We start from the raw sequence: 23,551 nt of genomic DNA on the forward strand, positions 1-23,551 counted from the left end.
CTCGCCTTGGCTCCCCGTGATTCCCCGCCGGCTCCTCGCGGAACGGGCACGTGGCGGGCACGAAGGCCCCTGAATGCCCCTGAGTTGCCCCTGGGCGGCCGACGGTGGCCCGTGTGGCCCATTTGACCTTCCATCGTCGCCGCGCCCGCCGAGGCGCCCTCCTGGGCCCGCGATGCGACTGCTTGTAGAGCGTCGGGCGTGTGCCGCTCAGCCGTGACCCGGCAGTCATGTGGCCCGAAGGGCAACAGATTGTGAACGAGTTGGACACTTTCGGTAGCCAAGTCTTACGCCTGCGGCCATACTGCTGATCAATGCGCAGTATGAGGACATAGCGCACGTTGCCAGGGGGTGGCCTATGGCCAATTCGGAGCGTAAGAAGACTGTTGCCTTCTATGAGATTATCCGACCAAAAGAGGCTGGCGACACGCGCATGTCTCAGGTTGACTGGCAGGCTGCTCTCTCTAATCTTGGCAGCATTCCTCCGCAGCAGCGCCTCTATCGAGATACTAATGACATCTATTTCGGTGAGCCCGTTTCTGCCGAAGGGAAGAAGCATCTCGGGTTGGCGCGTCTGCGTGATGGAGATATTCAGCAGGTGGACTGGGAGCACGGTCATATTGACCATCTCCAGCTCGAAGAGAACCGTAGTATTGTAGATACGACCGTCGTATGCTTTCTGCCATTTGGTAATGTGATTGGCGTCCTTCAGGGCACGATGTCAGCGCCGCGCCCCATTGCAATCCAGCGATGGCTGAACAGTATGGATACAGGACTCAATCGAGACATTGCGGTAGTTCCCCTGATAGGGAAAAGTGCAATGGAGAAGTTGAGGAGCGCGCAAGAAATTAATTTCTTTGAGATGAGATTGCGCCCGGGTCCTGATGTCCTTGCGGCTGAGGTGGGCGGCCTTGGTGACATGTCTCGCCGAATTCACAAGTACAACCCGGATGCACTCATCACGCTTAGTATGAAGATTCCCAAGCAGGGATTCTTCGGTCGTGGTACTCCGCGCGCTCGTGGAGAGAGAATCTTGCGTGAAGATGTGCAGGCTTTCATCTCTCAGTATGCGAGCTTGGTGGGATCGAATGAGGCAGTTGACCGAGCCATCGCACATGTGATGCTTCCTAATGCGGATGGCGAACTGATCGAAGAGAAGATTAATTTTGTCTCTGATCACATCACCTCGCAGAAATCCGTGATCATGCGTCGAAGTGAAGGTGGCGCTCCATGGCATGAGGCTGCTGTGCGGGCCATCATGCAGGTCGCCAACGACTGTGAGCGTGAGCTGCGCGACGCTGTCAGTGCCGTGCCCTAGGCTCAGAGGAGTCGAAGGGGGAGCGATGGCTAGCTGGACAAGGGTCACAAGATCCACCCATAACGCCTGGAGCGAACGCCCGATTAGTGATTGGCTCCTCGCCTTAGTGGTCGTGGTCCTGCACGCCGTATTGCTGAGGCAGCATGTCCTTGCCGGACATTCGGCTGACCAGCGTATGAGCATCTATGCAACGGTGGCTTCAGTTGCAGCCATCATCGGAGGGTTTGGTACGGCTGCCATTAGCCAGTACGCCTCTAGCTCTGGGCGCCGCATGACTTTTTTGCGAGCTAGGTTTGGCGCGAGCCTCCGCCGAAACTGGGTGAGTATTTTGACCTCAATGTCGGCTGTGGCAATTGGCTGCCTTGCGGTCATGTTGTATGACACTGATGAAACCATCGGTGGAGTGGGCTGGTTTGTAGAGTTTCTGCTGGCGCTTGGGACCCTCAGAACAATTCGTTTGATCTGGCTGTTTAGGCTGCTTATTGACGCTTCTGATTATGATGGAACCAATGCCGGAAATTATGAAGAAGTTCATGTGGTAAATAGGGTCCCAGTGGGACCTGGGGGACAGGAGTGAGGTTCTCGTAAGGCTTAGTCCTGCCAAAATTCTGATGGTTTCTGGGTGACGTAAATCCCAGCTTGGGCACGAAGTGGTGCAGCGTCAGGGCTGCCGCCGGCATAGTCGAGCCTGAGCGGGACGGTTCCCTCGTCGATCGGGCAGCTTCGCCGCTACCCGGGTTCTCCAGGGGCCGCCAAGGCTCACATCGTGACGCTTGCGCTTGGCCTTGGCGGCCCCTGGGGGTTCCGGGTACGCCCTTGGGGGTCCGGTCGACGAGGGGGCCGTCCCGCGACCCACCACGATCACCACATCGACGGTGCACCTTCGCGCATGTCGGCCGCCCCCTCCGAGGAGGGCCGGGGTTTGGGGCAGAGCCCCACTTCTCTCTGCCGCTACTCGCGGCACCGCCGGCCGCCGCCGGAGCGGGGCGTAGACAGGAGCGACGGCGAGCGGCCGGGCGAGTGCCGCGCGGCGCTCGGCGCCGCGCCTTGAACCCGTAGAGAAGGTTTTTACGCATCCCCCTCCAGTCCATCGTCCCCATCTCGACATGGGTGACCAGTAACTGGAGCGCGCGAAGCCGGTGACTCAGCTTGCCTGGGGCAGGTCGATCAGGCTCCGACCGTCATGAGTGCGGATGTGCGGTACCGCCTCCGCCTGGAGGGCGTCGAGCAGGCGCACCGCGTAGACCTCGCCCATCTGTGCGGCCACCTCGTCCGGCGTCAGCCAGGCCACGGCCGTCGACTCGGCGGAGAGCTGTTCGCTCCCGCCTTCGGGGTGGCATCGGAAGACCAGGGCGACGACACCCCGGTTCACGTTCTTGTAGACACCGGTCAGCCGCTCCACGGCGACCTTGATGCCTGTCTCCTCGAACACCTCGCGGCGCACGCCGTCCTCGACGGTCTCCGTCAGTTCAAGGACTCCGCCCGGGGGCTCCCAGGTGCCGTTGTCGGCTCGGCGGATCGCCAGTAGCCGGCCGTCTTCGCGCACCACAGCTCCGGCTACGGACACGGAGTGCAGGGGCGTTGACGTGGCTTGCTGAGCGCTGTTACTCATGTACAGGAGGATAGGAGACAATGCAGGACTATGGCGAGCGACCCGGCCTCGACGGCCAAGCCGAAGTACCTCCAGATCGCAGATGACCTAGCGGCGCAGATCCGCTCAGGTGTCCTGGCTCCTGGTGACGCAGTACCCAGTGAAGCCGAGCTGATGGAGCGGTACGGCGTCGCTTCCGGCACGGTGCGGAAGGCCGTGGCCGAGCTGCGGACGACCCAGCTGATCGAGACCCACCACGGGCGTGGCTCGTTCGTGCGATCCCGGCCTCCGGTGCAGCGCAAGTCGTCCGACCGTTTCCGGCGGGCCCACCGGCTGGCGGGCAAGGCTGCATACCTGGCTGAGGCGGAGCAGTCGGGCGGCGTCCCGTCCGTGAACGTCCTCTTCGTCGGCCCGGTGGATGCGCCGGCGGACATCGCGGAACGGCTCGACGTCCCCGCCGGGGCCAAGGTGCTGGCACGCAAGCGCCGGTACTTCCGGGACGGGACGCCCACCGAAGAAGCGACGTCCTACCTGCCGTGGGACGTGGTGAAGGACATCCCGGAGATGTTCGCCGAGAACCCGGGTGGAGGGGGGATCTATGCCCGCCTGGAGGAGCAGGGGCATGTGCTCTCGGAGTTCACCGAGACGGTGCGGGCGCGGCTGGCCACGAAGGCTGAGACGGGCGCGCTCGCGCTGAGCCCTGGTGCACCGGTGATCCACCTGATCAGGAACGCCACGACCGCCGCCGGCGTCGTCGTGGAGGTCTGCGACACCGTCATGGCCGCTGACCAGTTCGTTCTGGACTACCGGTTCGCCGCGCGCGACTGACGGCCGCTCAACTCTCGCAACCCGCCGCAAGATTCCTTCTCGCGGCGGGTTGACTCATGTACAGGAGTCGGGCACTCTTCTATCCATCAGCTCATGTACATGAGTGCATGAGGCCACCTCCTTTAGAGGAGTTGCACGATGGCTACCTTCAAGATCGATACTTCGACCGCGTTCGTGTTCGTGGTCGTCCCGCCGGCGCCGAAGTTGGTGAACAAGCAGACGGGCGAGATCGCCATCGACCGGGAGACCGGCGCGAAGCTGCTGACCGTGGGCCTGACGGTCGCGGACGACGGTGAGGCGAACCTCTACACCGTCACGGTGCCGGAGACCGGCATCTCGGAGGGTCTGGCGGTCGGAATGCCGGTCGCGGTGACCGCGCTCAAGGCCCGTGACTGGGAGAACGAGTTCAACGGCCAGAAGCGGCACGGGATCTCGTTCCGCGCGATGGCGATCACCTCCCTCGCTCCGGCCCGGGGCTGAGCGCGATGTCCGAGCTGCTGACTCTGGCCGAGGTGGGCGGTCCGCTGGCGGCCGTCGCCGGTGGCGCCGCGTACGCCCGGGTGAAGGCCCCGGCGGTGTACTGGTCGGCGATCGGCCTGCCGGCCACTGCGGTCCGGTTCTCCGCGACGTACGGCAGCACCATGGACGCCTGCGGGCTCACGGTGGCGCCGTCCCGGTTGCGGGTGCTGGTCACCCGGGCGACCACCCGCCGCGAGATCCGCCCGGTCCCGCCGAGGATCCGCCGGGTCCGTCCGACCTCGACGGGCCTCCGGGTCCGCCTGCGGCTGGCGCCCGGTCAGGAACCGGCGGACGTGGCGGCCTCGGCGGAGCGTCTTCGCCACGCCTGGGGCGTGCACGCCGTCCACGTCACCATCGTGAAGCCCGGTGTGGTGGAGCTGCGGATGACCGGTTTCGACGTGCTCCGCAAGGTACGGATGCCGCGCCGCCTGCCGGCCGGTGACCTGCTGGTGCCGGTCGCGCTGCGGGACGACGGTACGGCCTTCGTCCGGGACTACCAGGCCATCCCGCACTGCCTGACCCTGGGCGCGACGCTGACCGGCAAGTCCGTGTACATGCGCAACCTGATCACCGGCCTCGCCCGGCGCAGGGTCGCGCTGGTCGGCATCGACTGCAAGCTCGGTGTCGAACAGGCGCCGTTCGCCCCGCGCCTGTCGGCGCTGGCCACCGACCCGCAGCAGGCAAGTGACCTGCTGGACAAGCTCGTTGAGGAAATGGAGGCCCGCTACGACCTGATCCGTGACCACCAGGGTGTTCCCGGTGCGGTGGCGGACGAGGAGATCACCTCCGACGTGTGGGGGCTGCCGGCGGAGCTTCGGCCGGTGCCGCTGGTCCTGATCGTGGACGAGGTCGCGGAGCTGTTCCTCGTCGCGACCCGCAAGGACGAGGACCGGCGGGACCACATGGTCACCCAGTTGATCCGCCTCGCCCAACTGGGCCGCGCCGCTGGGGTGTTCCTGGAGGTCTGCGGCCAGCGCTTCGGCTCCGAGCTGGGCAGGGGAGCGACGATGCTCCGCGCTCAGCTCACCGGCCGCGTCGTCCACCGGGTCAACGACCGGCCGACCGCTGAGATGGGGCTCGGCGACATCTCCCCGGAGGCGGTCTTCGCCGCGACGCAGATCGCCCCCGAGATGCCCGGCGTGGCGGTGGCCGGCGACTCCTCCGGCGGCTGGTCCCGCATCCGCACCCCCGACCTGTCCCTCGCCGACGCCGCCCGCGTCTGCCGCGAGACCGCGCACCTGACACCCGACCTGCCCGCCCTCGCCGCCTTCCGGCCCGCCTTCGCGACCGTGCCCGCCCCGGCCGGCGGCCCCTCCCTGGTCAAGCCCCGCCCCGTCACCGGCTGACCCACCCCGCACCCCGGCCGGCGCGACCGCCTCCGCGCCACGTCCCTACCCCCGCCATGCCCGACGCCGGAAGGAACCCACCCCGTGCCCACCAAGAGGACCACCCGGACCAAGACCGCCCCGCCGAAGTGCGCCGGCTGTGCCGGTGAGGGCTGGGTCAAGGAGACCCACACCGTCGGCCGGGGCAAGAAGTCCCGCCCCGCCGGTGAGGTCGAGGTCCTGTGCCCGACCTGCCTCGGCTCCGGCACCGCCGCCGAACAGCTCCCCTGACCGCCGGAACCGGGCGGACGCCCGCCCCCTTGGCCCGCCCGGGCCCGGCCCCAACTCCCCTGGAAGGAGGACCCCTCCGATGCGCCTGTTCCGCCCGGACGCCGTGCTCGTGCAAGCCGCCATCGCCGGCGCCCTGTCCTTCGCCCACCTCCACGACCTCGCCTCCGCTGCCGGACAGAACGGCTGGAAGGCCTGGGCCTATCCCGTCTCCGTCGACCTGCTGCTCGTCGCCGCCTGGCACCGCATGCGGACCCTGCGCGCCGCCGGCATCCCGGCCCCGGCCGCCTGGACCTGGTTCGCCATCGCCCTGGCCGCCTCCCTGGGCGCGAACGTCGCCACCGCCGGACTCCTCGACCTCGGGCACGTCCCGCCGTGGCTGCGGATCCTCGTCGCCGGCTGGCCCGCCCTCGCCTTCTTCGGCGGCACCCTCCTCGCCCACACCACCACCGCGACCACCACCGTCCGCCCCGCCGAACCCGACACCGCCCCCGAACCGGACCTCCCGCTCTACGAACCCGCACCGCCCCTCGCCCCGACAACCGCCCCGGTGGCCGAGCCCGACCCGCCCGCCGTCGAAGCACCCGAACCCGTCCCGGCTCTCCCGCCCGCCCCGACACCCGTTCCGGTCCCGGTGGTGGCGGTGCCCGCCGCGCTGATCGACCACGCCCGCAAGGTCGCCGACGACCACCACGCCCGCACCGGCACCCCCATCGACCCGGACACCCTGCGCGCCCGGCTCGGCGTCCCCGCGCACTTCGCCGACGCCATCGCCGCCCAACTCACCTGACCGGAGGAACCCACATGCCGCGTCCGATCCGCCCCCGCAACAGCCTGCGCATCGGCCCCGTCCAGGTCGCCAGCTACTACGACGGCCGGGGCCGCGAGAAGCACACCGCCGTCTGCACCGCCCCGCGCTGCGGCTTCTCCGCCGACTACGACTCCCGCCCCGCCGCCGAGATCGCCGCCCGCACCCACCGCTGCACCGTCCGCTGACAGGAGACCTACCCCGTGAACGTCACCCTGCCCCTGGTCGTCGTCCTCGGCGCCGCCACCTGGACCGCCGTCAAGCTCCTCGGCATCCGCCTCTGGGTCGCCGCCCTCATCGCCCTCTTCGGCTTCTACCTCGCCGGCACCTTCCTCGCCCCCGTCATCGAGGAGACCACCCGCACCGGCGTCAACGCCGTCACCACGAAGTGAACGGAGCAACCGCCATGACCAGCAACCTCCTGACGCTCCCTCCGCTCCGCCTCACCCCGGACGCCTCCGGTCTCATCGCCGAGATTGAGGCCTACCTCGCCTCCCTCCCCGCCCCGGCCCGCCGCGCCGTCCCGTACGTCTGCCCGCTCGGCTCCACCGTCCAGCCCTGGAACGCCGGCCACCCCGTCCCGCGGCTGGGCGTGCTGGATCGGATCGCCCGCCGCCCGGCCCGTCCGGTCCCGGTGACCGCCGCTGATCACCTGCGGCTCGCCTCCCGCTACATCGCCGCCCACGGCTGGGTGCAGGGCGCCCTGTGGGACACCGCCGGCCGCGTCTGCCTCCTCGGCGCACAGGCCGCCGTCCTCGCCCACGGCTACGGCACCCCCGCCACCGTCACCACCGCCCGCGTCCAGGTCATGGAGATCCTGCACGCCACCGGACGCCCGGTCACCTCCCCGGACGACTACAACGACCGCCCCACCACCCGCCAGGCGGACATCCACCAACTGCTCGACCGGGCCTCGGCCCGCGCGCTCTCCCTCGGTCTCTGACCGGTCCCCGGGGCGGCCCGACACCGCCAAGCATCCCGCCGCCCCCGGGCCCGCAACCCGCTTCGCACCGGAAGTGATTGACGGGACTTGAACCCGTCACTCACCCGGGCGCCCGGACCCGCACCGGAAGGACTCGCACCATGGACCTCGCCCCGATCCTCGCCGCCGCCGGCGTGCCCCTGGTCGGCTGGACCAGCCACAGCACCTGGCTCTACCGCCGGCTCGCCACCGCCCGCCGCGACCCGCTCACCGGCCTGCACACCCGCGACGGCTTCACCGCCCGAGCCGAACACCTGGTCCGCTCCCAGCCCGACCGCACGACGGTCCTGCTCATCGACCTGGACGACTTCAAGGCCGTCAACGACACCCACGGCCACGCCGCCGGCGACGTCGTTCTCACGGCCACCGCGAACCGGCTCTCCGCCTGGTGCGGACCCCACGGCCTCGCCGCCCGCCTCGGCGGGGACGAGTTCGCCGTCGTCGTCCTGGACGCCACCGCCGAACGCCTGGAACGGCTGAGCGCTGCTCTTACAACGCAGATGTCGCTGGTTGGCCGGCAGATCCCCGTCGGCGCCTCCATCGGCGTCTGCCACCTGGCCGACCTGCCGGTGCCCTCGCTCACGGACGCGCTCGCCGCCGCAGACCGGGACATGTACTCCCACAAGCCCGACGGCCGGACCTCCCGCCGCCGCTAGCAAGACCGGTCCCCGGGGCGGCTCGACACCGCCAAGCATCCCGCCGCCCCGGAGACCGCAACCCCTCCCCGAACCGAAGCCCACGAAGGAGACCTTCATGATGCCCCAGCACACCCACGCCCAGACCCGGATCTGCCCGGACTGCTCCGGCTTCGCCACCGTGGCCATCGCCACCGGCATCCGCCTGAGCGACGGCACCCGCCACACCATCCCCGTTGTCTGCCTCGCCTGCCACGGCGCCGGTGTCACCGCCCGCCGGCTGGCCACCGCCCGGACGGCCTGACCGGTGGCCCTCCTCGACTGGCGCGACTCCCGCCACTGGTCTTCGAAACCGGAACCCTGCGGCGTCTGCGAGAAGCCCACCAACCTTCGCTCCGACCGTGGCAAGCCCGTCCACAAGGTGTGCGCCGAGCAGTGGATCGACCAGCACCCCAAGCCCACCCACCGGTCCTGACCACCTCGGGCCCCGGAACCCACCGAACGACGGTTCCGGGGCCCAACTCCTCGCACAGGAGGTGAACCACCCCTTGACCACCACCACTCCGCCCCCGGTCGCCGATCTCCTCGGCCTGGCATCCCTCGGCACCATGCCCGCCCTGATGCGGCAGCTCTCCGGCCTCGCTGGCTGCACCACCCCCATCCGCCTCGACGGCTGGCGCACCGAGATCAACGAGAGCACCGGTCAGGTCCTGCACCACCTGGAGTCCGCCGACCTGCCCGCCGGCAACCTCCTGATCCGCTGCGGCAACCGGCGCGTCACCCGCTGCCCGTCCTGCGCCGAGACCTACCGCCGCGACACCTACCACCTGATCACCGCCGGACTCACCGGCGGCAAGGGCACCCCGGAGACCGTCGCCACCCACCCCCGCGTCTTCGCCACCTTCACCGCCCCCAGCTTCGGCCCCGTCCACAACCGCCCCGCCACCGGCCGCTGCCGCTGCGGCACCACCCACCCGACAGACGACCCGGCCCTCGGATCGCCCCTCAACCCCGACACCTACGACTACGAAGCCGCGGTTCTCTGGAACGCCCACGCCGGAAAGATCTGGGCCCGCTTCTCCATCCACCTGCGGCGGGAAGTCGCCAAGCGAGCCGGCCTCACCCAACGGGACTTCAAGGACTTCGCCCGGATCTCCTTCGGCAAGGTCGCCGAGTACCAGAAACGCGGCGCGATCCACTTCCACGCCGTCATCCGCCTCGACGGCCACGACGGCGGCCATCAACCCCCGCCCTCCTGGGCGTCCGCCGAACTTCTCACCGACGCGATCCGCGCCGCCGCCCGCCGCACCGAGATCCCCGGCCCCCTCGTCAACGGACGGGAGCACCGCCTCGCCTTCGGAAACCAGCTCGATATTCGCACCATCCGAAGCGCCGACTTCACCGGCCCCGTCCAGATCACCGAGCGGGCCGTCGCCGCCTACATCGCCAAGTACGCGACCAAGGGGGCCGAGACCGCCACCGGCGCACTCGACCGCCCCGTCCGCTTCCTCGCCGAGATCGGCCACCTCGACATCCCCGAGCATGCCCGTCGGCTCATCCGCACCTGCTGGGACCTCGGCGCCGACCCCGGCCTCGAAGACCTCCGCCTTCGCGCCTGGGCTCACATGCTCGGCTTCCGCGGCCACTTCTCCACCAAGACCCGCAAGTACTCCACCACCCTCGGCGCACTCCGCCACGCCCGCGCGGCCTGGCGCCGCGCCCAGGCCCTCGAACACCTCCACGGCCCCGACAACCCGGACACCGAAGAGGAGACGACTCTCGTCCTCGCCCACTGGGCCTTCGCCGGCACCGGCCTCACCCCCGGCGAGTCCTGGCTCACCGCCGCACTGCAACCCGCACCCGGAACGGAAGGAGAGCCCACCCATGCCTGACCACCTGCTCGACGTCGACCAGGTCGCCGTGATCCTCGGCACCACGCCCCGGTTCCCGCGTCGGCTGATCGAGGAACGCCGGATCGAGTACGTCAAGGTCGGGCGGCACGTCCGCATCCGGGCCTCGGTCCTGGCGGCCTTCATCGCCGCGAACACCGTGTCGCCGACGCAGCGCCGTGCCCGGCTGGGGGTGGCTGCCTGATGGCCGGCAAGCGCACGTTCGGCCGGGTCCGCAAGCTGCCCTCCGGTCGCTGGCAGGCTCGGTACCCCGGCCCGGACGGCATCGACCGCCCGGCGCCGGAGACCTTCGCGACCAAGAAGCTGGCGGATGACTGGCTGGCTGCCATGCAGACGGAGCTGAGGGCGGGGGACTGGTCCGACCCGGAGGCCGGGCGGGTCACCTTCGGCGTCTTCGCCAAGGCCTGGATCATCGAGCGGGGCCTGAGCGCCGGGACCGTGCAGCTGTACGAGACGCTGCTCCGGCTCCACCTCGCCCCGACGTTCGAGCGGACCGCCGTCGCCGACATCTCCTCGGCCGCCGTCCGGGCCTGGCGCGCCGCCCGCCTCGCCGCTGGCACCGGGGTCTCGACCGTCGCCAAGTCCTACGCCCTGCTGCGGGCGATCCTGAACACGGCGGTGGCGGACCGGCTGATCCGCCGTAACCCTTGCCAGATCAAGGGCGGCAGCAAGGAGGAGACCCCGGAGCGCCCGACCGCGACCGTGGCCGAGGTGTACGCCATCGCCGCGCAGATCGATGAGCGGTACCGCGCCCTGGTCCTGGTCGCCGCCTTCTGCGGACTGCGCTGGGGCGAGCTGATCGGGCTCCGCCGCCGGGACATCGACACCGGACTCGGCACCGTGAGAGTGCGCCAGTCGATGGCGGAGCTGAGGAACGGTGAGCGGGTCGCCAAGCTACCGAAGACGGCGGCCGGGGTCCGCACCGTGGCCATTCCGGAGGTGATCCTCGCGGAGGTCAAGCGGCACCTGAAGCTGTTCGTCGAGCCGGCCAGTGACGGCCGGGTGTTCCTGGGGGCCAAGGGCGCCACGCCGCGCCGGAACCACTTCAACCGGGTCTGGCACCGGGCCTGCGCCGCCGCCGGCGTGACCGGGCTGCGGTTCCACGACCTGCGCCACACCGGGAACACCCTCGCCGCCTCGACCGGGGCGAGTACGCGTGAGCTGATGGCCAGGATGGGTCACAGCACCGCCCGCGCCGCGCTGATCTACCAGCACGCCACCGCCGAGCGGGAACGTTCGATCGCCAAGGCCGTCAGTGACCTCGTCAAGAAGGCCCGGCCGAAGGCGAGCCGGAAGAAGATCGATCCGAACGGGCACGGCACGGGCACGCCGGGCTGAAAGACCGTGGGAACGACAGAGGCCCACTTCAGGGAGTGAATCCCTGACCTGGGCCTCTGTCAGTGGAGCGGGCGACGAGAATCGAACTCGCGTGACTAGTTTGGAAGACTAGGGCTCTACCATTGAGCTACGCCCGCACACGTGCCCTCGTGGAGCACGGCACCCGCCACCGTTGCCGGTCGCGAGGACGGGACCACAGTACCTGGTCCGGTCGCCTGCGTGCACACTCCTTTCGTCGCGGCGGGCCCCGGATATGTCGGCGAGCCGTGGGGGCCCGGCGTGTACGCTTCCTCTCGGCACCACGGGGTGTGGCGCAGTTTGGTAGCGCGTCCGCTTTGGGAGCGGAAGGCCGTCGGTTCGAATCCGGTCACCCCGACAGTGCGGCAGGGTCTCGTCATCCGGCGGGGCCCTGTTGGCGTTCCCGGGCCCAGGTGGCGGGTGCCGGCGCGCGGCTGCGGAGCGGCCGGTGCGGCGCGGTGCACGCGCGGGCCCGCGCGAGGACGCGTGCCGGCGTCGCGCTGACGTGATGGTCGGCGGCCCGGCGGCCCGGCGGCCCGGCGGTTCGGCGGTCGCCGGGGGTGCCGTCCGGGCGGGGTAGAATGTTGAGTTTTCACCAACCCCTGGAGTGCCGCATGTCCGCCCCTGACCGTTCCGCGCCGCCCCGTCGGGGGATCGACCCGAAGATCGCGGTCGGTGCGGTGTTCGTGGCCTCGCTGTTCATGTCGATCATGGACACCACGATCGTCAACGTGGCGCTGCCCTCGATCGGGCGGCAGTTCGGGGTGGACCCGGCCGGTGTCGGCGTGGTGAACGTCGGCTACCTGGTCAGCCTCGCCGTGTTCGTCCCGCTCTCCGGCTGGCTGGGCGACAGGTTCGGTACCCGGCGGGTGTTCCTGGCGGCCCTCGCCTTCTTCACCGTCACCTCACTGCTCTGCGGTGCCGCCGACTCGATGGCGCAGCTGACGGTCTACCGGATCCTCCAGGGGGCCGCCGGTGGCATGCTCACCCCGGTCGGGATGACCATGCTCTTCCGGGCCTTCCCGCAGGAGGAGCGGATGCGCGCCACCCGGGTGCTGATGCTCCCCACGGCGGTGGCGCCCGCGCTCGGCCCGGTGCTCGGCGGCTGGCTGGTGGACGGGTGGTCCTGGCACTGGGTGTTCATCGTCAACGTGCCGGTCGGTGTCGCGGCGCTGGTCTTCGGCCTGCTCTTCCTCCCGGACTACCGGGTGGAGCGGGCCGGACGCTTCGACGCCCCCGGCTTCCTGCTGTCCGCGGCGGGCTTCGGTCTGGCGATGTACGCGCTCGCCGAGGGCGCCGGCCAGGGCTGGGGCAGCGCGCGGATCCTGGCCTGCGGGGTGGGCGGGCTGCTGGCCCTGGCGGCCCTGGTGGTGGTGGAGCTGCGCCGGCCGGAGCCGATGCTCGACCTGCGGCTCTTCCGGGACCGGCTCTTCCGGGCGACGAACCTGCTCTCGCTCTTCTCGGGGGCGGCCTTCCTGGGCATGCTCTACCTCTTCCCCCTGCTGATGCAGGACGCCCTGGGCATGGACGCGCTGCACAGCGGTCTGATGGTCTTCCCGGAGGCCATCGGTGTGATGATCGCCTCGCAGCTGGCCGGCCGGCTCTACCCGAGGGTCGGCCCGCGGCGGATCCTCGCCGTCGGTGCCACCGTGGTGGCGCTCTGCCTGGCGCTGATGGCGACCATCACCCCCGACAGCAATCTGTGGGCGGTGCGGGCGCTGCTCTTCGTCACGGGCTTCGCGATGTCGCACGTCTTCATGCCCTCCCAGACCGCCGCCTTCGCCACCGTCCCCCCGCGCGCGACCGGGGCGGCCTCCACCCTGTACAACGCCCAGCGGCAGCTGGGCTCCGCCCTCGGTGTGGCGGTGCTCGGCACCGTGCTGACGGCCGTCGGCACGGTGACCGTGGACGCGGCGGGTACGCCCGTGGCGAACCTGGACGCGTATCGGGCGGCGTTCCTGGTGGCCGCGGGACTGGCCCTGGTGGCGGCCGCCGTCGCGCTGTCCGTCCGGGATTCCGATGCGGTGGCTACCATGCGAGCGGTTCCCCGACCTGCCGTGGAGCCCGTCGCGGAGGGTGTCGGGGAGCTCGCCGAGCGGCTCTGAGAGGTCTTTCACGACGCAGCCCTGGCGTCCGCCTTTCGTGGTACCGGTAGGATGGGCCGCTGGCGGTGGTGCCTGTGGTGTACACGCAGGTCAACCGCCCGAGGGCGAGGAGTCACTCTCACCGTCCACCCCCTACGGGAGATGCAGCTCCAACCGCCCATCGCCCGTCTCGCCCGACCTGACCGGCCCAAGCCGGCCGCCGGGAACGGCGGAGACAACCTGACCGCAAGCCCACTAGGAGACCCAACCGTGAAGAGCGCCGTCGAGACTCTGAACCCGACCCGGGTTCGACTCACCGTCGAGGTGCCCTTCGAGGAGCTCAAGCCCAGCCTCGACGCGGCGTACAAGAAGATCAACCAGCAGGTCTCGGTCCCGGGCTTCCGCAAGGGCAAGATCCCGAACCGTGTCATCGACCAGCGTTTCGGCCGCGCCGCGGTGCTGGAAGAGGCAGTCAACGACGCCCTGCCGCGCTTCTACACGCAGGCGGTCGACGAAGGCAAGATCGAGGTCCTCGGCCAGCCCGACATCACCGACATCGAGGGTGTCGAGAAGATCGCCGACGGTGGTGACCTCAAGTTCACCGCCGAGGTCGACATCCGCCCCGAGGTCACCCTGCCGGACTTCACCCAGATCTCGGTGACCGTCGACCCGATCGTCGTTTCCGACGAGGACGTCGACAAGTCCCTGGAGCAGCTGCGCGAGCGCTTCTCCTCGGTCAAGGACGTCGAGCGCGCCGCGGCCGCCGGCGACATCGTGGTCGTCGACCTCGAGGCCAAGGTCGACGGCGAGGTGCCGGACGACGGCCTCGCGTCCGGTGTCAGCTACGAGATCGGCTCCGGCCGGCTCATCGACGGCATCGACGACGCCGTCGTCGGCCTGGTGGCCGGTGGCACCGCGACCTTCAGCACCGAGCTCAAGGGCGGCACCCAGGCGGGCAAGACCTCCGAGGTCACCGTCACCGTGACCGCCGTCCAGGAGAAGGAGCTGCCGGAGCTGGACGACGAGTTCGCCCAGCTGGCCAGCGAGTTCGACACGCTGGACGAGCTCCGTGCCGACTCCCGCAAGCGCCTCGAGCGCATGAAGGAGTTCGACCAGGCCACCCAGGCCCAGGAGAAGGTCCTCGACGAGCTGCTCTCGCAGGTCGAGATGGACTACCCGGAGAAGCTCCTCAAGGACGAGATCGAGACCCGTCGCCACAACCTGGAGCACCACCAGCTGGAGCCGATGGGCCTGGACCTGACGACCTACCTCGCCACCCAGGACAAGACCCTCGAGGACTTCCTGGCGGAGACCGAGGAGCAGGCCAAGAAGGGCATCAAGACCCAGTTCGTGCTGGACCAGATCGTCGGCAACGAGGAGCTGGGCGTCAACCAGGAGGAGCTCACCGAGCACCTCATCCGCCGTGCCGCCGGTTCGGGCCTGACCCCGGACCAGTTCGCGCAGCAGGTCGTCCAGGGTGGCCAGGTGCCGCTGCTGGTCGGCGAGGTCGCCCGTGGCAAGGCACTGGCGCTGGTCGTCGAGGCCGCCAAGGTCGTCGACACCGAGGGCAACGAGATCAACTTCGACGACGACGAGGACGAGTCGGGCGAGAGCGCCCCGGCCGCCGAGGCCGTCGAGGCCGCTGCCGAGGAGACCACCGAGGCCTGAGTGCCCCGGTAGCACCCCGTGTCGGCACAGGGCCCGGACACCGCGCGAGCGGTGTCCGGGCCCTGTGCCGTGCGGCCCCCGTGCGGTCCGTCCCGGGGCCGCTGCGGGGCCCTGCGCGGACGTACCGACCCTGCGCTCACAGCGAACAGTTCTGCGTGGGGGATTCTGCGGCCCGGCCTGCGCGTTAGGGTCCTTGGACAGCGACACTGCGACTTCGCTTCGCGGGTAGGGCGCAGTGAGACCCGAAGCTGTGCGACAAAGTGACGGCCGTGGAGCGACCGTCCACATCGACTGAGCAGGTGGCTAAGTGACGTTCCCGCAGATGCAGATGCCTGGCCTGATGGCGCCGCACGCCGCCGCTGGTGACGTGCTCGGCGGCCTGGGCGACCAGGTCTACAACCGGCTGCTGAACGAGCGGATCATCTTCCTCGGCCAGCAGGTCGACGACGACATCGCCAACAAGATCACCGCGCAGCTGCTGCTTCTGGCCGCTGACCCGGACAAGGACATCTACCTCTACATCAACTCCCCCGGTGGCTCGATCACGGCCGGCATGGCGATCTACGACACCATGCAGTACATCAAGAACGACGTGGTCACCATCGCGATGGGCATGGCCGCCTCGATGGGCCAGTTCCTGCTGACGGCCGGCGCCAAGGGCAAGCGCTTCTCGCTCCCGAACGCCAACATCCTGATGCACCAGCCCTCGGCGGGCCTCGGCGGCTCCGCCACCGACATCCGGATCCAGGCCGAGCAGCTGCTGCGCACGAAGAAGCGGATGTCCGAGCTGATCGCGGAGCACAGCGGCCAGTCCTTCGAGCGGATCACCGCGGACTCCGACCGTGACCGCTGGTTCACCCCGGAGGAGGCCAAGGAGTACGGCCTCATCGACTCGATCATGCACAGTGCCGCGGATGTCCCCGGCGGCGGCGGCACCGGCGCCTGAGCGCCCTCTTCCGCACCCCACACACGTCGGCACGCACGCATTCGGAGGACGAACTCCCATGGCCAGCAACACTTCCTTCGGCGCCAACACGCCGCGCGGCGAGTACTACGGCGCCCGCCACGAGTCCACCGCCCCGCGGGCGGAGGGCCGTTACATCGTCCCGCGTTTCGTCGAGCGCACCTCGCAGGGCGTTCGTGAGTACGACCCGTACGCCAAGCTGTTCGAGGAGCGCATCATCTTCCTCGGCTCGCAGGTGGACGACGTCTCCGCGAACGACATCATGGCGCAGCTGCTGTGCCTGGAGTCGATGGACCCGGACCGCGAGATCCAGATGTACATCAACTCGCCCGGCGGCTCCTTCACGGCGCTCACCGCGATCTACGACACCATGCAGTACGTGAAGCCGGACATCACCACCGTCTGCATGGGCCAGGCGGCCTCGGCGGCGGCCGTGCTGCTGGCGGCCGGCACCCCCGGCAAGCGGATGGCGCTGCCGAACGCCCGGATCCTGATCCACCAGCCGTACACCGAGACCGGCCGCGGTCAGGTGTCGGACCTGGAGATCCAGGCCAAGGAGATCTTCCGGATGCGCGAGCAGCTGGAGCAGATGCTCTCCAAGCACTCCAAGAAGCCGGTGGACCAGGTCCGCGACGACATCGAGCGCGACAAGATCCTCACGGCCGAGGAGGCCCTGGAGTACGGGCTGATCGACCAGATCATCTCCACCCGCAAGACCTCGCTGACCGACTGAGGTCGCCGGCGGTCCGGGGCGGGGCGCACTCCCGAGTGACGGGAGCACCGTGCGTCCCGCTCCGGTGGCCGCGGCCCCGGGCGGCCGCGGACCCGACCGGACGCCGTTCAGCGGGTCGCACGCCTTCCGGACGGCATCTGTTCGGTATCAATTCGCCCAGGGCGTAGGGCAGACCTGCCGAAGACGGCGGAATCACCGGCCCGGCAGAGTACCGTCGGATAGCGAGACCGAGCGCCGACGGCGCTGCCGGTCCACAGCACCAGGCCCCGGAACCCCCGCGGGGCCCCTGGCGAAGGGGAAGCACCTCGTGGCACGCATCGGAGACGGTGGCGACCTGCTCAAGTGCTCGTTCTGTGGCAAGTCCCAGAAGCAGGTGAAGAAGCTCATCGCCGGGCCGGGCGTGTACATCTGCGACGAATGCATCGACCTCTGCAACGAGATCATCGAGGAGGAGCTCGCCGAGACCTCCGAGGTGCGTTTCGAGGAGCTCCCGAAGCCTCGCGAGATCTACGAGTTCCTCGACCAGTACGTGGTCGGCCAGGACACGGCGAAGAAGTCGCTGTCGGTGGCCGTGTACAACCACTACAAGCGCGTCCAGGCCGGTGAGGCCGGACGCAGCGGCGGCAACGGCCGCGAGGACGCCATCGAGCTGGCGAAGTCCAACATCCTGCTGCTGGGCCCCACCGGCTCCGGCAAGACGCTGCTCGCGCAGACCCTGGCCCGGATGCTCAACGTGCCGTTCGCGATCGCGGACGCCACGGCGCTGACCGAGGCCGGGTACGTGGGTGAGGACGTCGAGAACATCCTGCTCAAGCTGATCCAGGCGGCCGACTACGACGTCAAGAAGGCCGAGACCGGGATCATCTACATCGACGAGATCGACAAGGTCGCCCGCAAGAGCGAGAACCCGTCGATCACCCGCGATGTCTCCGGTGAGGGCGTCCAGCAGGCGCTGCTGAAGATCCTGGAGGGCACCACGGCCTCGGTGCCCCCGCAGGGCGGCCGCAAGCACCCGCACCAGGAGTTCATCCAGATCGACACCACGAACGTGCTGTTCATCGTGGGCGGTGCCTTCGCGGGCCTGGAGCGGATCGTCGAGGGCCGGGCGGGTGCCAAGGGCATCGGCTTCGGCGCCAACATCCGCTCCAAGCGGGAGAGCGACTCCAGCGACCACTTCCGCCAGGTGATGCCGGAGGACCTGGTGAAGTTCGGGATGATCCCCGAGTTCATCGGCCGTCTGCCGGTCATCACCAGCGTGCACAACCTGGACCGCGAGGCGCTGCTGCAGATCCTCACCGAGCCGAAGAACGCGCTGGTCAAGCAGTACCGCAAGCTCTTCGAACTGGACGGCGTGGAGCTGGAGTTCTCCCGCGACGCGCTGGAGGCGATCGCCGACCAGGCGATCCTGCGCGGCACCGGGGCCCGTGGCCTGCGGGCCATCATGGAGGAGGTGCTGATGTCCGTGATGTACGAGGTGCCCTCGCGCCAGGACGTGGCCCGCGTGGTGGTCACCGGGGACGTCGTCTCCAAGCACGCCATCCCGACCCTCGTCCCGCGCGACATGATCAAGCGCGAGCGACGCGACAAGAGCGCCTGACCGACGGTACCGACGACCGGTACCCAGGACCGAAGGGGCCCCGCACACCGTCCGGTGTGCGGGGCCCCTTCGGTCGTCGTCGTGGGCGAGCCCTACTTCGGGACCTCGGCCACGGCGCGCAGCTCGCGCGCGTCGCCGGCGACCGCGTCGAGATCCGGGGCGTCACCTCCGCTGTCGCCCTCCATCACGCCGATGACGCTGCTGCTGTCGGCCCAGGCGCAGACACCGAAGTCGTTGGTGCCGTTGGAGACCGTGGCGCAGTCCATCCGGCCGCCGAGCGTGCCCGCGTCCACGCTGTGCCGGTCGGTGATCGACGCGCTGTCGTTCGACGCGATGCCCTTGAAGAACGCGTCCAGCTCGTTCTGCGGCTGCAGCACCTTCCCGTAGCCGCCGACCACCACCATGCGGTGGGTGTCGTCGCCCTGGTAGAGGGCGCCGACGCCGGTCGGCGTCCAGGAGCCGTCGCCGCCGCCGAGATCCTTGGTGATGCTGTCCCGCAGCTGCTGGGCGCTGTCGCTGCTGTCGTCCCGGCTCATGCCCTTGAACTCGGCGGGCAGGACGATCTTGTGGGTGCCGGCCTTGGACGTCACGTCGACGACGAAGTACACGAGCAGCCCGATGATCAGCAGCACCACGCCGCCGAGGCAGCCGAGCAGGATCCAGAGCGTCCGGCGGGACTTCCTGGGCGCCACCGGCGGGTAGCCGGCGTAGCCGTACGCGGGATACCCCTCGCCGGGGTGGCCCGGGGGAGTCTGCGGAGGCACCGCCCCGTAGGGCGGCGGGGCGCCGTGGGGCTGGGCGGGCGGCGGGCCGGACGGGTTGTTGTCGTACACGGGTGCTCTCTTCCTGCGTCGTGGAGCCGACGTCGGGCTCGGGACGGTTACTTGGGTACGACCATCGCGTCGCGGATCGCCCTGGTCCGGGCGGCAGCCTGCTCGGGCGTCATCACCGTCGCCGCGTCACCGGTCAGGGACACCTTCAGGAAGTTGACCCGGGCGAAGGTGGAGTTGTCCGCCCAGGTGCAGACGGGGCTCTTCGACTTGGTGATGGTGGACAGGAAGACGCCGCAGGAGAGCTTGGCGGACGGGTTCCTGCGGTCCTGCGCCGGGAAGTCGGTCGGCGGGCTGCTCCAGGTGCCCCCGGCGGCGGCGGCGTTCTGCTCGTCGATCAGTGCCTCCGGATCCTTGAGCCTGCCGTAGAAGCCGGCCAGGCCGAAGGTGTCCAAGGGGTCGGAGCTCTTCGCGTAGCTCGCGACCACCACCCGGATGTCCGTCCCGTACTTCGCCGCCTCCTTGGCCTTCGCCGGATCCTGGGCCTGCTCGGTCGCGGTCTTCTTCGCGTAGCCGTCGGGCACGGAGTCCGGGGCGGAGATCCTGAACGAACCGCCCGCCGCAGCGGCGCCGCCGCCGGAGCCGCCCGAGCCCGCGGTCGCCGCGGAGCTCGACCCGCCGGCCGATCCACCGGTCGACCCGCCCGAGGCGGTGCTCGGGTGCCGGCCGGCCTGGTAGACGCCGAACGCGCCGCCGCCGAGCACCAGCGCGACGACGACCAGGCCGATCACCAGACCGGCCCTGCCCTTGGCCGGGGGAGCCGGCGGCGGATAGCCGGGCGCGCCGTAGGGAGCCTGCGGCGCGCCGTACGGCTGCTGGGGCGGCCCGCCGTACGGGGGCTGCGGTGCTCCGTACTGCGGTACCGGCGCCTGCTGCTGGGGCGGGTAGCCGTACGGGGGCTGCGGTGCTCCGTACTGCGGCGCCGGCGCCTGCTGGGGCGGATGACCCTGGTGGGGCGGCTGCCCGTACGGCTGCTGCGGCTGACCCTGCGGATACTGCTGACCCTGCCCGTACATGGTGGAGCTCCCCCGCCGCGGCCGCGGCCTCTCGATGTGTGAAGTTGTGTGAAGTCGTCCGTGTCCGCACGGGTGCCCGTGCGGAGTCCGGGGCACGCTACCGCACGGCATCGGGGCAGCCGTGGGGCGGTCCCCGGGGCGCCCGGCAACAAACGGGTCGGAAGCTGCCTCCGCCTTTACGTAAACTGTGTGTCGTGACCGACACGACGAACCAGCGCCCCGAGAGCAACACGCCCGGGGACGAAGCAGCCGCCACCACCGCGCTCAGCGGTGGCATCCCGACGACCTACGCCCCGGCGGAGGTAGAGGGCGCGCTGTACGAGCACTGGGTGGAGCGGGGCTACTTCACGGCCGACGCGAAGAGCGACAAGCCCGCGTACACGATCGTCATCCCGCCGCCGAACGTCACCGGCGCCCTGCACCTGGGGCACGCCTTCCAGCACACGCTGATGGACGCGCTGACCCGCCGCAAGCGCATGCAGGGCTTCGAGACGCTCTGGCTGCCGGGCATGGACCACGCCGGCATCGCGACCCAGAACAAGGTCGAGCAGCAGCTCGCCGAGGCCGGGCTGTCCCGCCACGACGTGGGCCGCGAGGCCTTCGTCGAGAAGGTGTGGGAGTGGAAGGAGAACTACGGCGGCCGGATCCTCGGCCAGATGCGCCGGCTCGGCGACGGCGTGGACTGGTCGCGTGAGCGGTTCACCATGGACGAGGGCCTCTCGCAGGCCGTCCAGACCGTCTTCAAGAAGCTCTTCGACGACGGCCTGATCTACCGCGCCGAACGCATCATCAACTGGTGCCCGCGCTGCCTCACCGCGCTCTCCGACATCGAGGTCGACCACGAGGACAGCCCCGGCGAGCTGGTCTCGATCCGCTACGGCGAGGGCGCGGACTCGATCGTCGTCGCCACCACCCGCGCCGAGACGCTGCTCGGTGACACCGCGATCGCCGTCCACCCGGAGGACGAGCGCTACGCGCACCTGATCGGCCGGACGATCAAGCTGCCGCTGACGGACCGTGAGATCCCGGTCGTCGCCGACACCCACGTCGACCCGGAGTTCGGCACCGGCGCCGTCAAGGTGACCCCGGCACACGACCCGAACGACTTCGCCATCGGCCAGCGCCACGGCCTGCCCAACCTGACGGTGATGGACGAGCACGGTGTGATCACCGTGCACGGTCCCTTCCTCGGCCTGGACCGGCTGGAGGCCCGCTCGGCCGTCGTCGGCGCGCTGCGCGAGCAGGGGCGGATCGTCGCCGAGAAGCGTCCCTACATGCACGCGGTGGGCCACTGCTCGCGCTGCCACACCATCGTCGAGCCGCGCCTGTCGCTGCAGTGGTGGGTCAAGGTCGACCCGCTGGCGCAGGAGGCGGGCGACGCCGTCCGCGACGGCCGGGTGAAGATCCACCCGAAGTCGCTGGAGGGCCGGTACTTCGACTGGGTCGACAACATGCACGACTGGTGCATCTCGCGCCAGCTCTGGTGGGGCCACCGGATCCCGGTCTGGTACGGCCCCGAGGGCCAGGTCGTCTGCGTCGGTCCGGACGACGAGCCGCCCACCGGCGAAGGCTGGCACCAGGACCCGGACGTCCTGGACACCTGGTTCTCCGCCGGCCTGTGGCCCTTCTCCACCCTGGGCTGGCCCGAGAAGACCCTGGACCTGGAGAAGTTCTACGCCACCGACGTCCTGCTCACCGGCCACGACATCATCTTCTTCTGGGTCGCCCGGATGATGATGTTCGGCCTCTACGCGATGGACGGACAGGCGCCGTTCAAGACCGTCGCGCTGACCGGTCTGGTCCGCGACGAGTTCGGCAAGAAGATGTCCAAGTCCTCCGGCACCGCCGTGGACCCGCTGGACTGGATGGACGCCTACGGCGCCGACGCCGTCCGCTTCACGCTGGCCCGCGGTGCCAACCCGGGCGCCGACGTGCCGATCGGCGAGGACTGGGTCAAGGGTTCCCGCAACTTCTGCAACAAGATCTGGAACGCCACCCGCTTCGCGCTGATGAACGGCGCCACCGTCGAGGGCCCGCTGCCGGCTCCCGAGGAGCTGACGGCCGTCGACCGCTGGATCCTGTCCCGCCTGAACGCCACCGTGGCCGAGGTCGACGGGCTCTACGACGACTACCAGTTCGCCAAGCTGGCCGACTGCCTCTTCCACTTCGCCTGGGACGAGGTCTTCGACTGGTACGTCGAGCTCTCCAAGACCACCCTGGCCAAGGGCGGCCCGCAGGCCGACGCCTCGCGCCGGGTGCTCGGCGAGGTCCTGGACGTCACGCTGCGCCTGCTCCACCCGATCGTGCCGTTCGTCACGGACACCCTGTGGACCACGCTGACCGGCGCCGAGTCGCTGGTCGTCACCGACTGGCCGGTCGCCGACCCGGCCCGCCGGGACGCCGCCGCCGAGGCCGAGGTCGCCACCCTCCAGCAGGTGGTCACCGAGGTCCGCCGGTTCCGCTCCGACCAGGGCCTGCAGCCGGCCCAGCGGGTGCCCGCCACGCTCGACCTGGCCGGCACCGTGCTGACCGCGCACGAGGACGCGATCCGTTCGCTGCTGCGTCTGACCGCTCCCGAGGAGGGCTTCACGGCCACCGCCTCGCTCCCGGTCGCCGGTGCGGTCGTGGCCCTGGACCTCTCCGGCACCATCGACGTCGCGGCGGAGCGCAAGCGCCTCGCCAAGGACCTCGCGGCCGCGGAGAAGGAGAAGGCCCAGACCACCGCCAAGCTCGGCAACGAGGGCTTCCTCGCCAAGGCGCCGGACGACGTGGTCGCCAAGATCCGGGCCCGCCAGGAGGCCGCCGGGGCCGACATCCTCCGGATCACGGCCCAGCTGGCGGCGCTGCCGCAGGCCTGACCGACAGGTGATCACCCGGGGGCCGCACCCGTAGGACGGGGTGCGGCCCCCGGGCTTTTCCTTCTCTGCGCGGCGTCATGCGCGCCCGAGGACATCGGCCGCGCGGCGAAATGCGCGCCCGATGTCCTCGGCGGTGCGCGGCGCCCTCGGGCGGTGGATGGGAAATCGGCGCACCGCACCGTCGGGGAGCCACGCCGGAAAGACCCGAACGGTCCATTCGTATTACCCGGACACCCCGTTCGGC

The 23,551-nt window shown here is 69.9% G+C and carries 24 protein-coding genes and 2 tRNA genes; 22 read left to right on the top strand and 4 right to left on the bottom strand.

The features are described from left to right. The first annotated feature begins 355 nt into the window (after positions 1–355). Together OG823_RS23185 and OG823_RS23190 are read left to right on the top strand one after the other, a co-directional pair. On the top strand, positions 356–1,315 hold the full coding sequence (locus tag OG823_RS23185; RefSeq protein ID WP_371481533.1) for a hypothetical protein: 960 nt from the start codon (positions 356–358) through the stop codon (positions 1,313–1,315). 175 nt (positions 1,316–1,490) lie between these two features. After that, positions 1,491–1,892, top strand: a complete 402-nt coding sequence (locus OG823_RS23190; protein ID WP_371481534.1) for a hypothetical protein — start codon at positions 1,491–1,493, stop codon at positions 1,890–1,892. A 567-nt stretch (positions 1,893–2,459) separates the two neighbouring features. Here OG823_RS23190 and OG823_RS23195 read toward each other — a convergent pair. Beyond that, entirely contained in the window at positions 2,460–2,939 is a 480-nt protein-coding gene (locus OG823_RS23195) for an NUDIX hydrolase (protein WP_371484623.1), read from the bottom strand. 18 nt (positions 2,940–2,957) lie between these two features. Between OG823_RS23195 and OG823_RS23200 the strand changes: the two genes are divergently transcribed. The 13 genes from OG823_RS23200 to OG823_RS23260 all read left to right on the top strand — a co-directional run bounded on the left by OG823_RS23200 (position 2,958) and on the right by OG823_RS23260 (position 11,539). After that, positions 2,958–3,734 carry a GntR family transcriptional regulator gene (locus OG823_RS23200; RefSeq protein ID WP_371481535.1) on the top strand — a complete coding sequence of 259 codons (777 nt, stop codon included), beginning with the start codon at positions 2,958–2,960 and terminating at the stop codon, positions 3,732–3,734. A gap of 138 nt (positions 3,735–3,872) precedes the next feature. Continuing rightward, positions 3,873–4,214 (top strand): hypothetical protein, encoded by a 342-nt coding sequence (locus OG823_RS23205; RefSeq protein WP_371481536.1) that lies wholly within the window; start codon positions 3,873–3,875, stop codon positions 4,212–4,214. A gap of 5 nt (positions 4,215–4,219) precedes the next feature. Continuing rightward, positions 4,220–5,599 (top strand): FtsK/SpoIIIE domain-containing protein, encoded by a 1,380-nt coding sequence (locus OG823_RS23210; protein ID WP_371481537.1) that lies wholly within the window; start codon positions 4,220–4,222, stop codon positions 5,597–5,599. A gap of 84 nt (positions 5,600–5,683) precedes the next feature. Next, positions 5,684–5,869, top strand: a complete 186-nt coding sequence (locus tag OG823_RS23215) for a hypothetical protein (RefSeq protein ID WP_371481538.1) — start codon at positions 5,684–5,686, stop codon at positions 5,867–5,869. Between the two features lie 79 nt (positions 5,870–5,948). Beyond that, positions 5,949–6,656, top strand: coding sequence for a DUF2637 domain-containing protein (locus tag OG823_RS23220; RefSeq protein ID WP_371481539.1), 708 nt, complete (start codon positions 5,949–5,951; stop codon positions 6,654–6,656). 14 nt (positions 6,657–6,670) lie between these two features. Beyond that, complete coding sequence (locus tag OG823_RS23225; RefSeq protein WP_371481540.1) at positions 6,671–6,862, top strand: mobile element transfer protein; 192 nt, start codon at positions 6,671–6,673, stop codon at positions 6,860–6,862. A 15-nt stretch (positions 6,863–6,877) separates the two neighbouring features. After that, positions 6,878–7,066 (top strand): hypothetical protein, encoded by a 189-nt coding sequence (locus OG823_RS23230; protein WP_371481541.1) that lies wholly within the window; start codon positions 6,878–6,880, stop codon positions 7,064–7,066. Between the two features lie 14 nt (positions 7,067–7,080). Beyond that, the gene (locus OG823_RS23235; protein WP_371481542.1) at positions 7,081–7,617 is read left to right on the top strand and encodes a hypothetical protein; all 537 of its coding nucleotides are present in this window, start codon (positions 7,081–7,083) and stop codon (positions 7,615–7,617) included. Between the two features lie 140 nt (positions 7,618–7,757). After that, a complete protein-coding gene (locus tag OG823_RS23240; RefSeq protein ID WP_371481543.1) occupies positions 7,758–8,312 on the top strand; it encodes a GGDEF domain-containing protein in 555 nt (184 codons plus the stop codon). A gap of 97 nt (positions 8,313–8,409) precedes the next feature. Next, entirely contained in the window at positions 8,410–8,595 is a 186-nt protein-coding gene (locus tag OG823_RS23245; protein ID WP_371481544.1) for a hypothetical protein, read from the top strand. A gap of 304 nt (positions 8,596–8,899) precedes the next feature. Beyond that, positions 8,900–10,183, top strand: a complete 1,284-nt coding sequence (locus tag OG823_RS23250; protein ID WP_371484625.1) for a replication initiator — start codon at positions 8,900–8,902, stop codon at positions 10,181–10,183. Next, a complete protein-coding gene (locus OG823_RS23255; RefSeq protein WP_371481545.1) occupies positions 10,176–10,385 on the top strand; it encodes a helix-turn-helix domain-containing protein in 210 nt (69 codons plus the stop codon). Before OG823_RS23250 ends, OG823_RS23255 begins: the two co-directional genes overlap by 8 nt. Continuing rightward, complete coding sequence (locus tag OG823_RS23260) at positions 10,385–11,539, top strand: tyrosine-type recombinase/integrase (protein WP_371481546.1); 1,155 nt, start codon at positions 10,385–10,387, stop codon at positions 11,537–11,539. The genes OG823_RS23255 and OG823_RS23260 overlap by 1 nt, the downstream gene beginning before the upstream one ends. Before the next feature lie 63 nt (positions 11,540–11,602). Here the strand turns inward: OG823_RS23260 and OG823_RS23265 are convergent. Then, positions 11,603–11,676, bottom strand: a tRNA-Gly gene (locus OG823_RS23265). A gap of 165 nt (positions 11,677–11,841) precedes the next feature. Between OG823_RS23265 and OG823_RS23270 the strand changes: the two genes are divergently transcribed. The 6 genes from OG823_RS23270 (at position 11,842) to clpX (ending at position 18,603) form a co-directional block, all read left to right on the top strand. Beyond that, a tRNA-Pro gene (locus OG823_RS23270) sits at positions 11,842–11,915 on the top strand. A 256-nt stretch (positions 11,916–12,171) separates the two neighbouring features. After that, positions 12,172–13,662 (top strand): MDR family MFS transporter, encoded by a 1,491-nt coding sequence (locus OG823_RS23275; protein WP_371481547.1) that lies wholly within the window; start codon positions 12,172–12,174, stop codon positions 13,660–13,662. 249 nt (positions 13,663–13,911) lie between these two features. Next, positions 13,912–15,309, top strand: coding sequence for a trigger factor (gene tig, locus OG823_RS23280; RefSeq protein ID WP_371481548.1), 1,398 nt, complete (start codon positions 13,912–13,914; stop codon positions 15,307–15,309). A 328-nt stretch (positions 15,310–15,637) separates the two neighbouring features. Then, on the top strand, positions 15,638–16,255 hold the full coding sequence (locus tag OG823_RS23285) for an ATP-dependent Clp protease proteolytic subunit (RefSeq protein ID WP_371484626.1): 618 nt from the start codon (positions 15,638–15,640) through the stop codon (positions 16,253–16,255). Between the two features lie 58 nt (positions 16,256–16,313). Further along, positions 16,314–17,006, top strand: a complete 693-nt coding sequence (locus OG823_RS23290; RefSeq protein WP_371481549.1) for an ATP-dependent Clp protease proteolytic subunit — start codon at positions 16,314–16,316, stop codon at positions 17,004–17,006. 307 nt (positions 17,007–17,313) lie between these two features. Beyond that, positions 17,314–18,603: an ATP-dependent Clp protease ATP-binding subunit ClpX gene (gene clpX, locus OG823_RS23295; RefSeq protein WP_371481550.1), complete on the top strand. Its 1,290-nt coding sequence runs from the start codon at positions 17,314–17,316 to the stop codon at positions 18,601–18,603. A 92-nt stretch (positions 18,604–18,695) separates the two neighbouring features. Here the strand turns inward: clpX and OG823_RS23300 are convergent, their stop codons facing one another. Next, a complete protein-coding gene (locus tag OG823_RS23300) occupies positions 18,696–19,436 on the bottom strand; it encodes a DUF3824 domain-containing protein (protein WP_371481551.1) in 741 nt (246 codons plus the stop codon). 47 nt (positions 19,437–19,483) lie between these two features. Continuing rightward, on the bottom strand, positions 19,484–20,449 hold the full coding sequence (locus OG823_RS23305; RefSeq protein WP_371481552.1) for a hypothetical protein: 966 nt from the start codon (positions 20,447–20,449) through the stop codon (positions 19,484–19,486). Positions 20,450–20,643: 194 nt separating this feature from the next. Between OG823_RS23305 and OG823_RS23310 the strand changes: the two genes are divergently transcribed. Beyond that, on the top strand, positions 20,644–23,307 hold the full coding sequence (locus OG823_RS23310) for a valine--tRNA ligase (RefSeq protein ID WP_371481553.1): 2,664 nt from the start codon (positions 20,644–20,646) through the stop codon (positions 23,305–23,307). The last annotated feature ends 244 nt before the right edge of the window (positions 23,308–23,551 follow it).

Source organism: Kitasatospora sp. NBC_00315 (assembly GCF_041435095.1).
Classification (GTDB): Bacteria; Actinomycetota; Actinomycetes; order Streptomycetales; family Streptomycetaceae; genus Kitasatospora.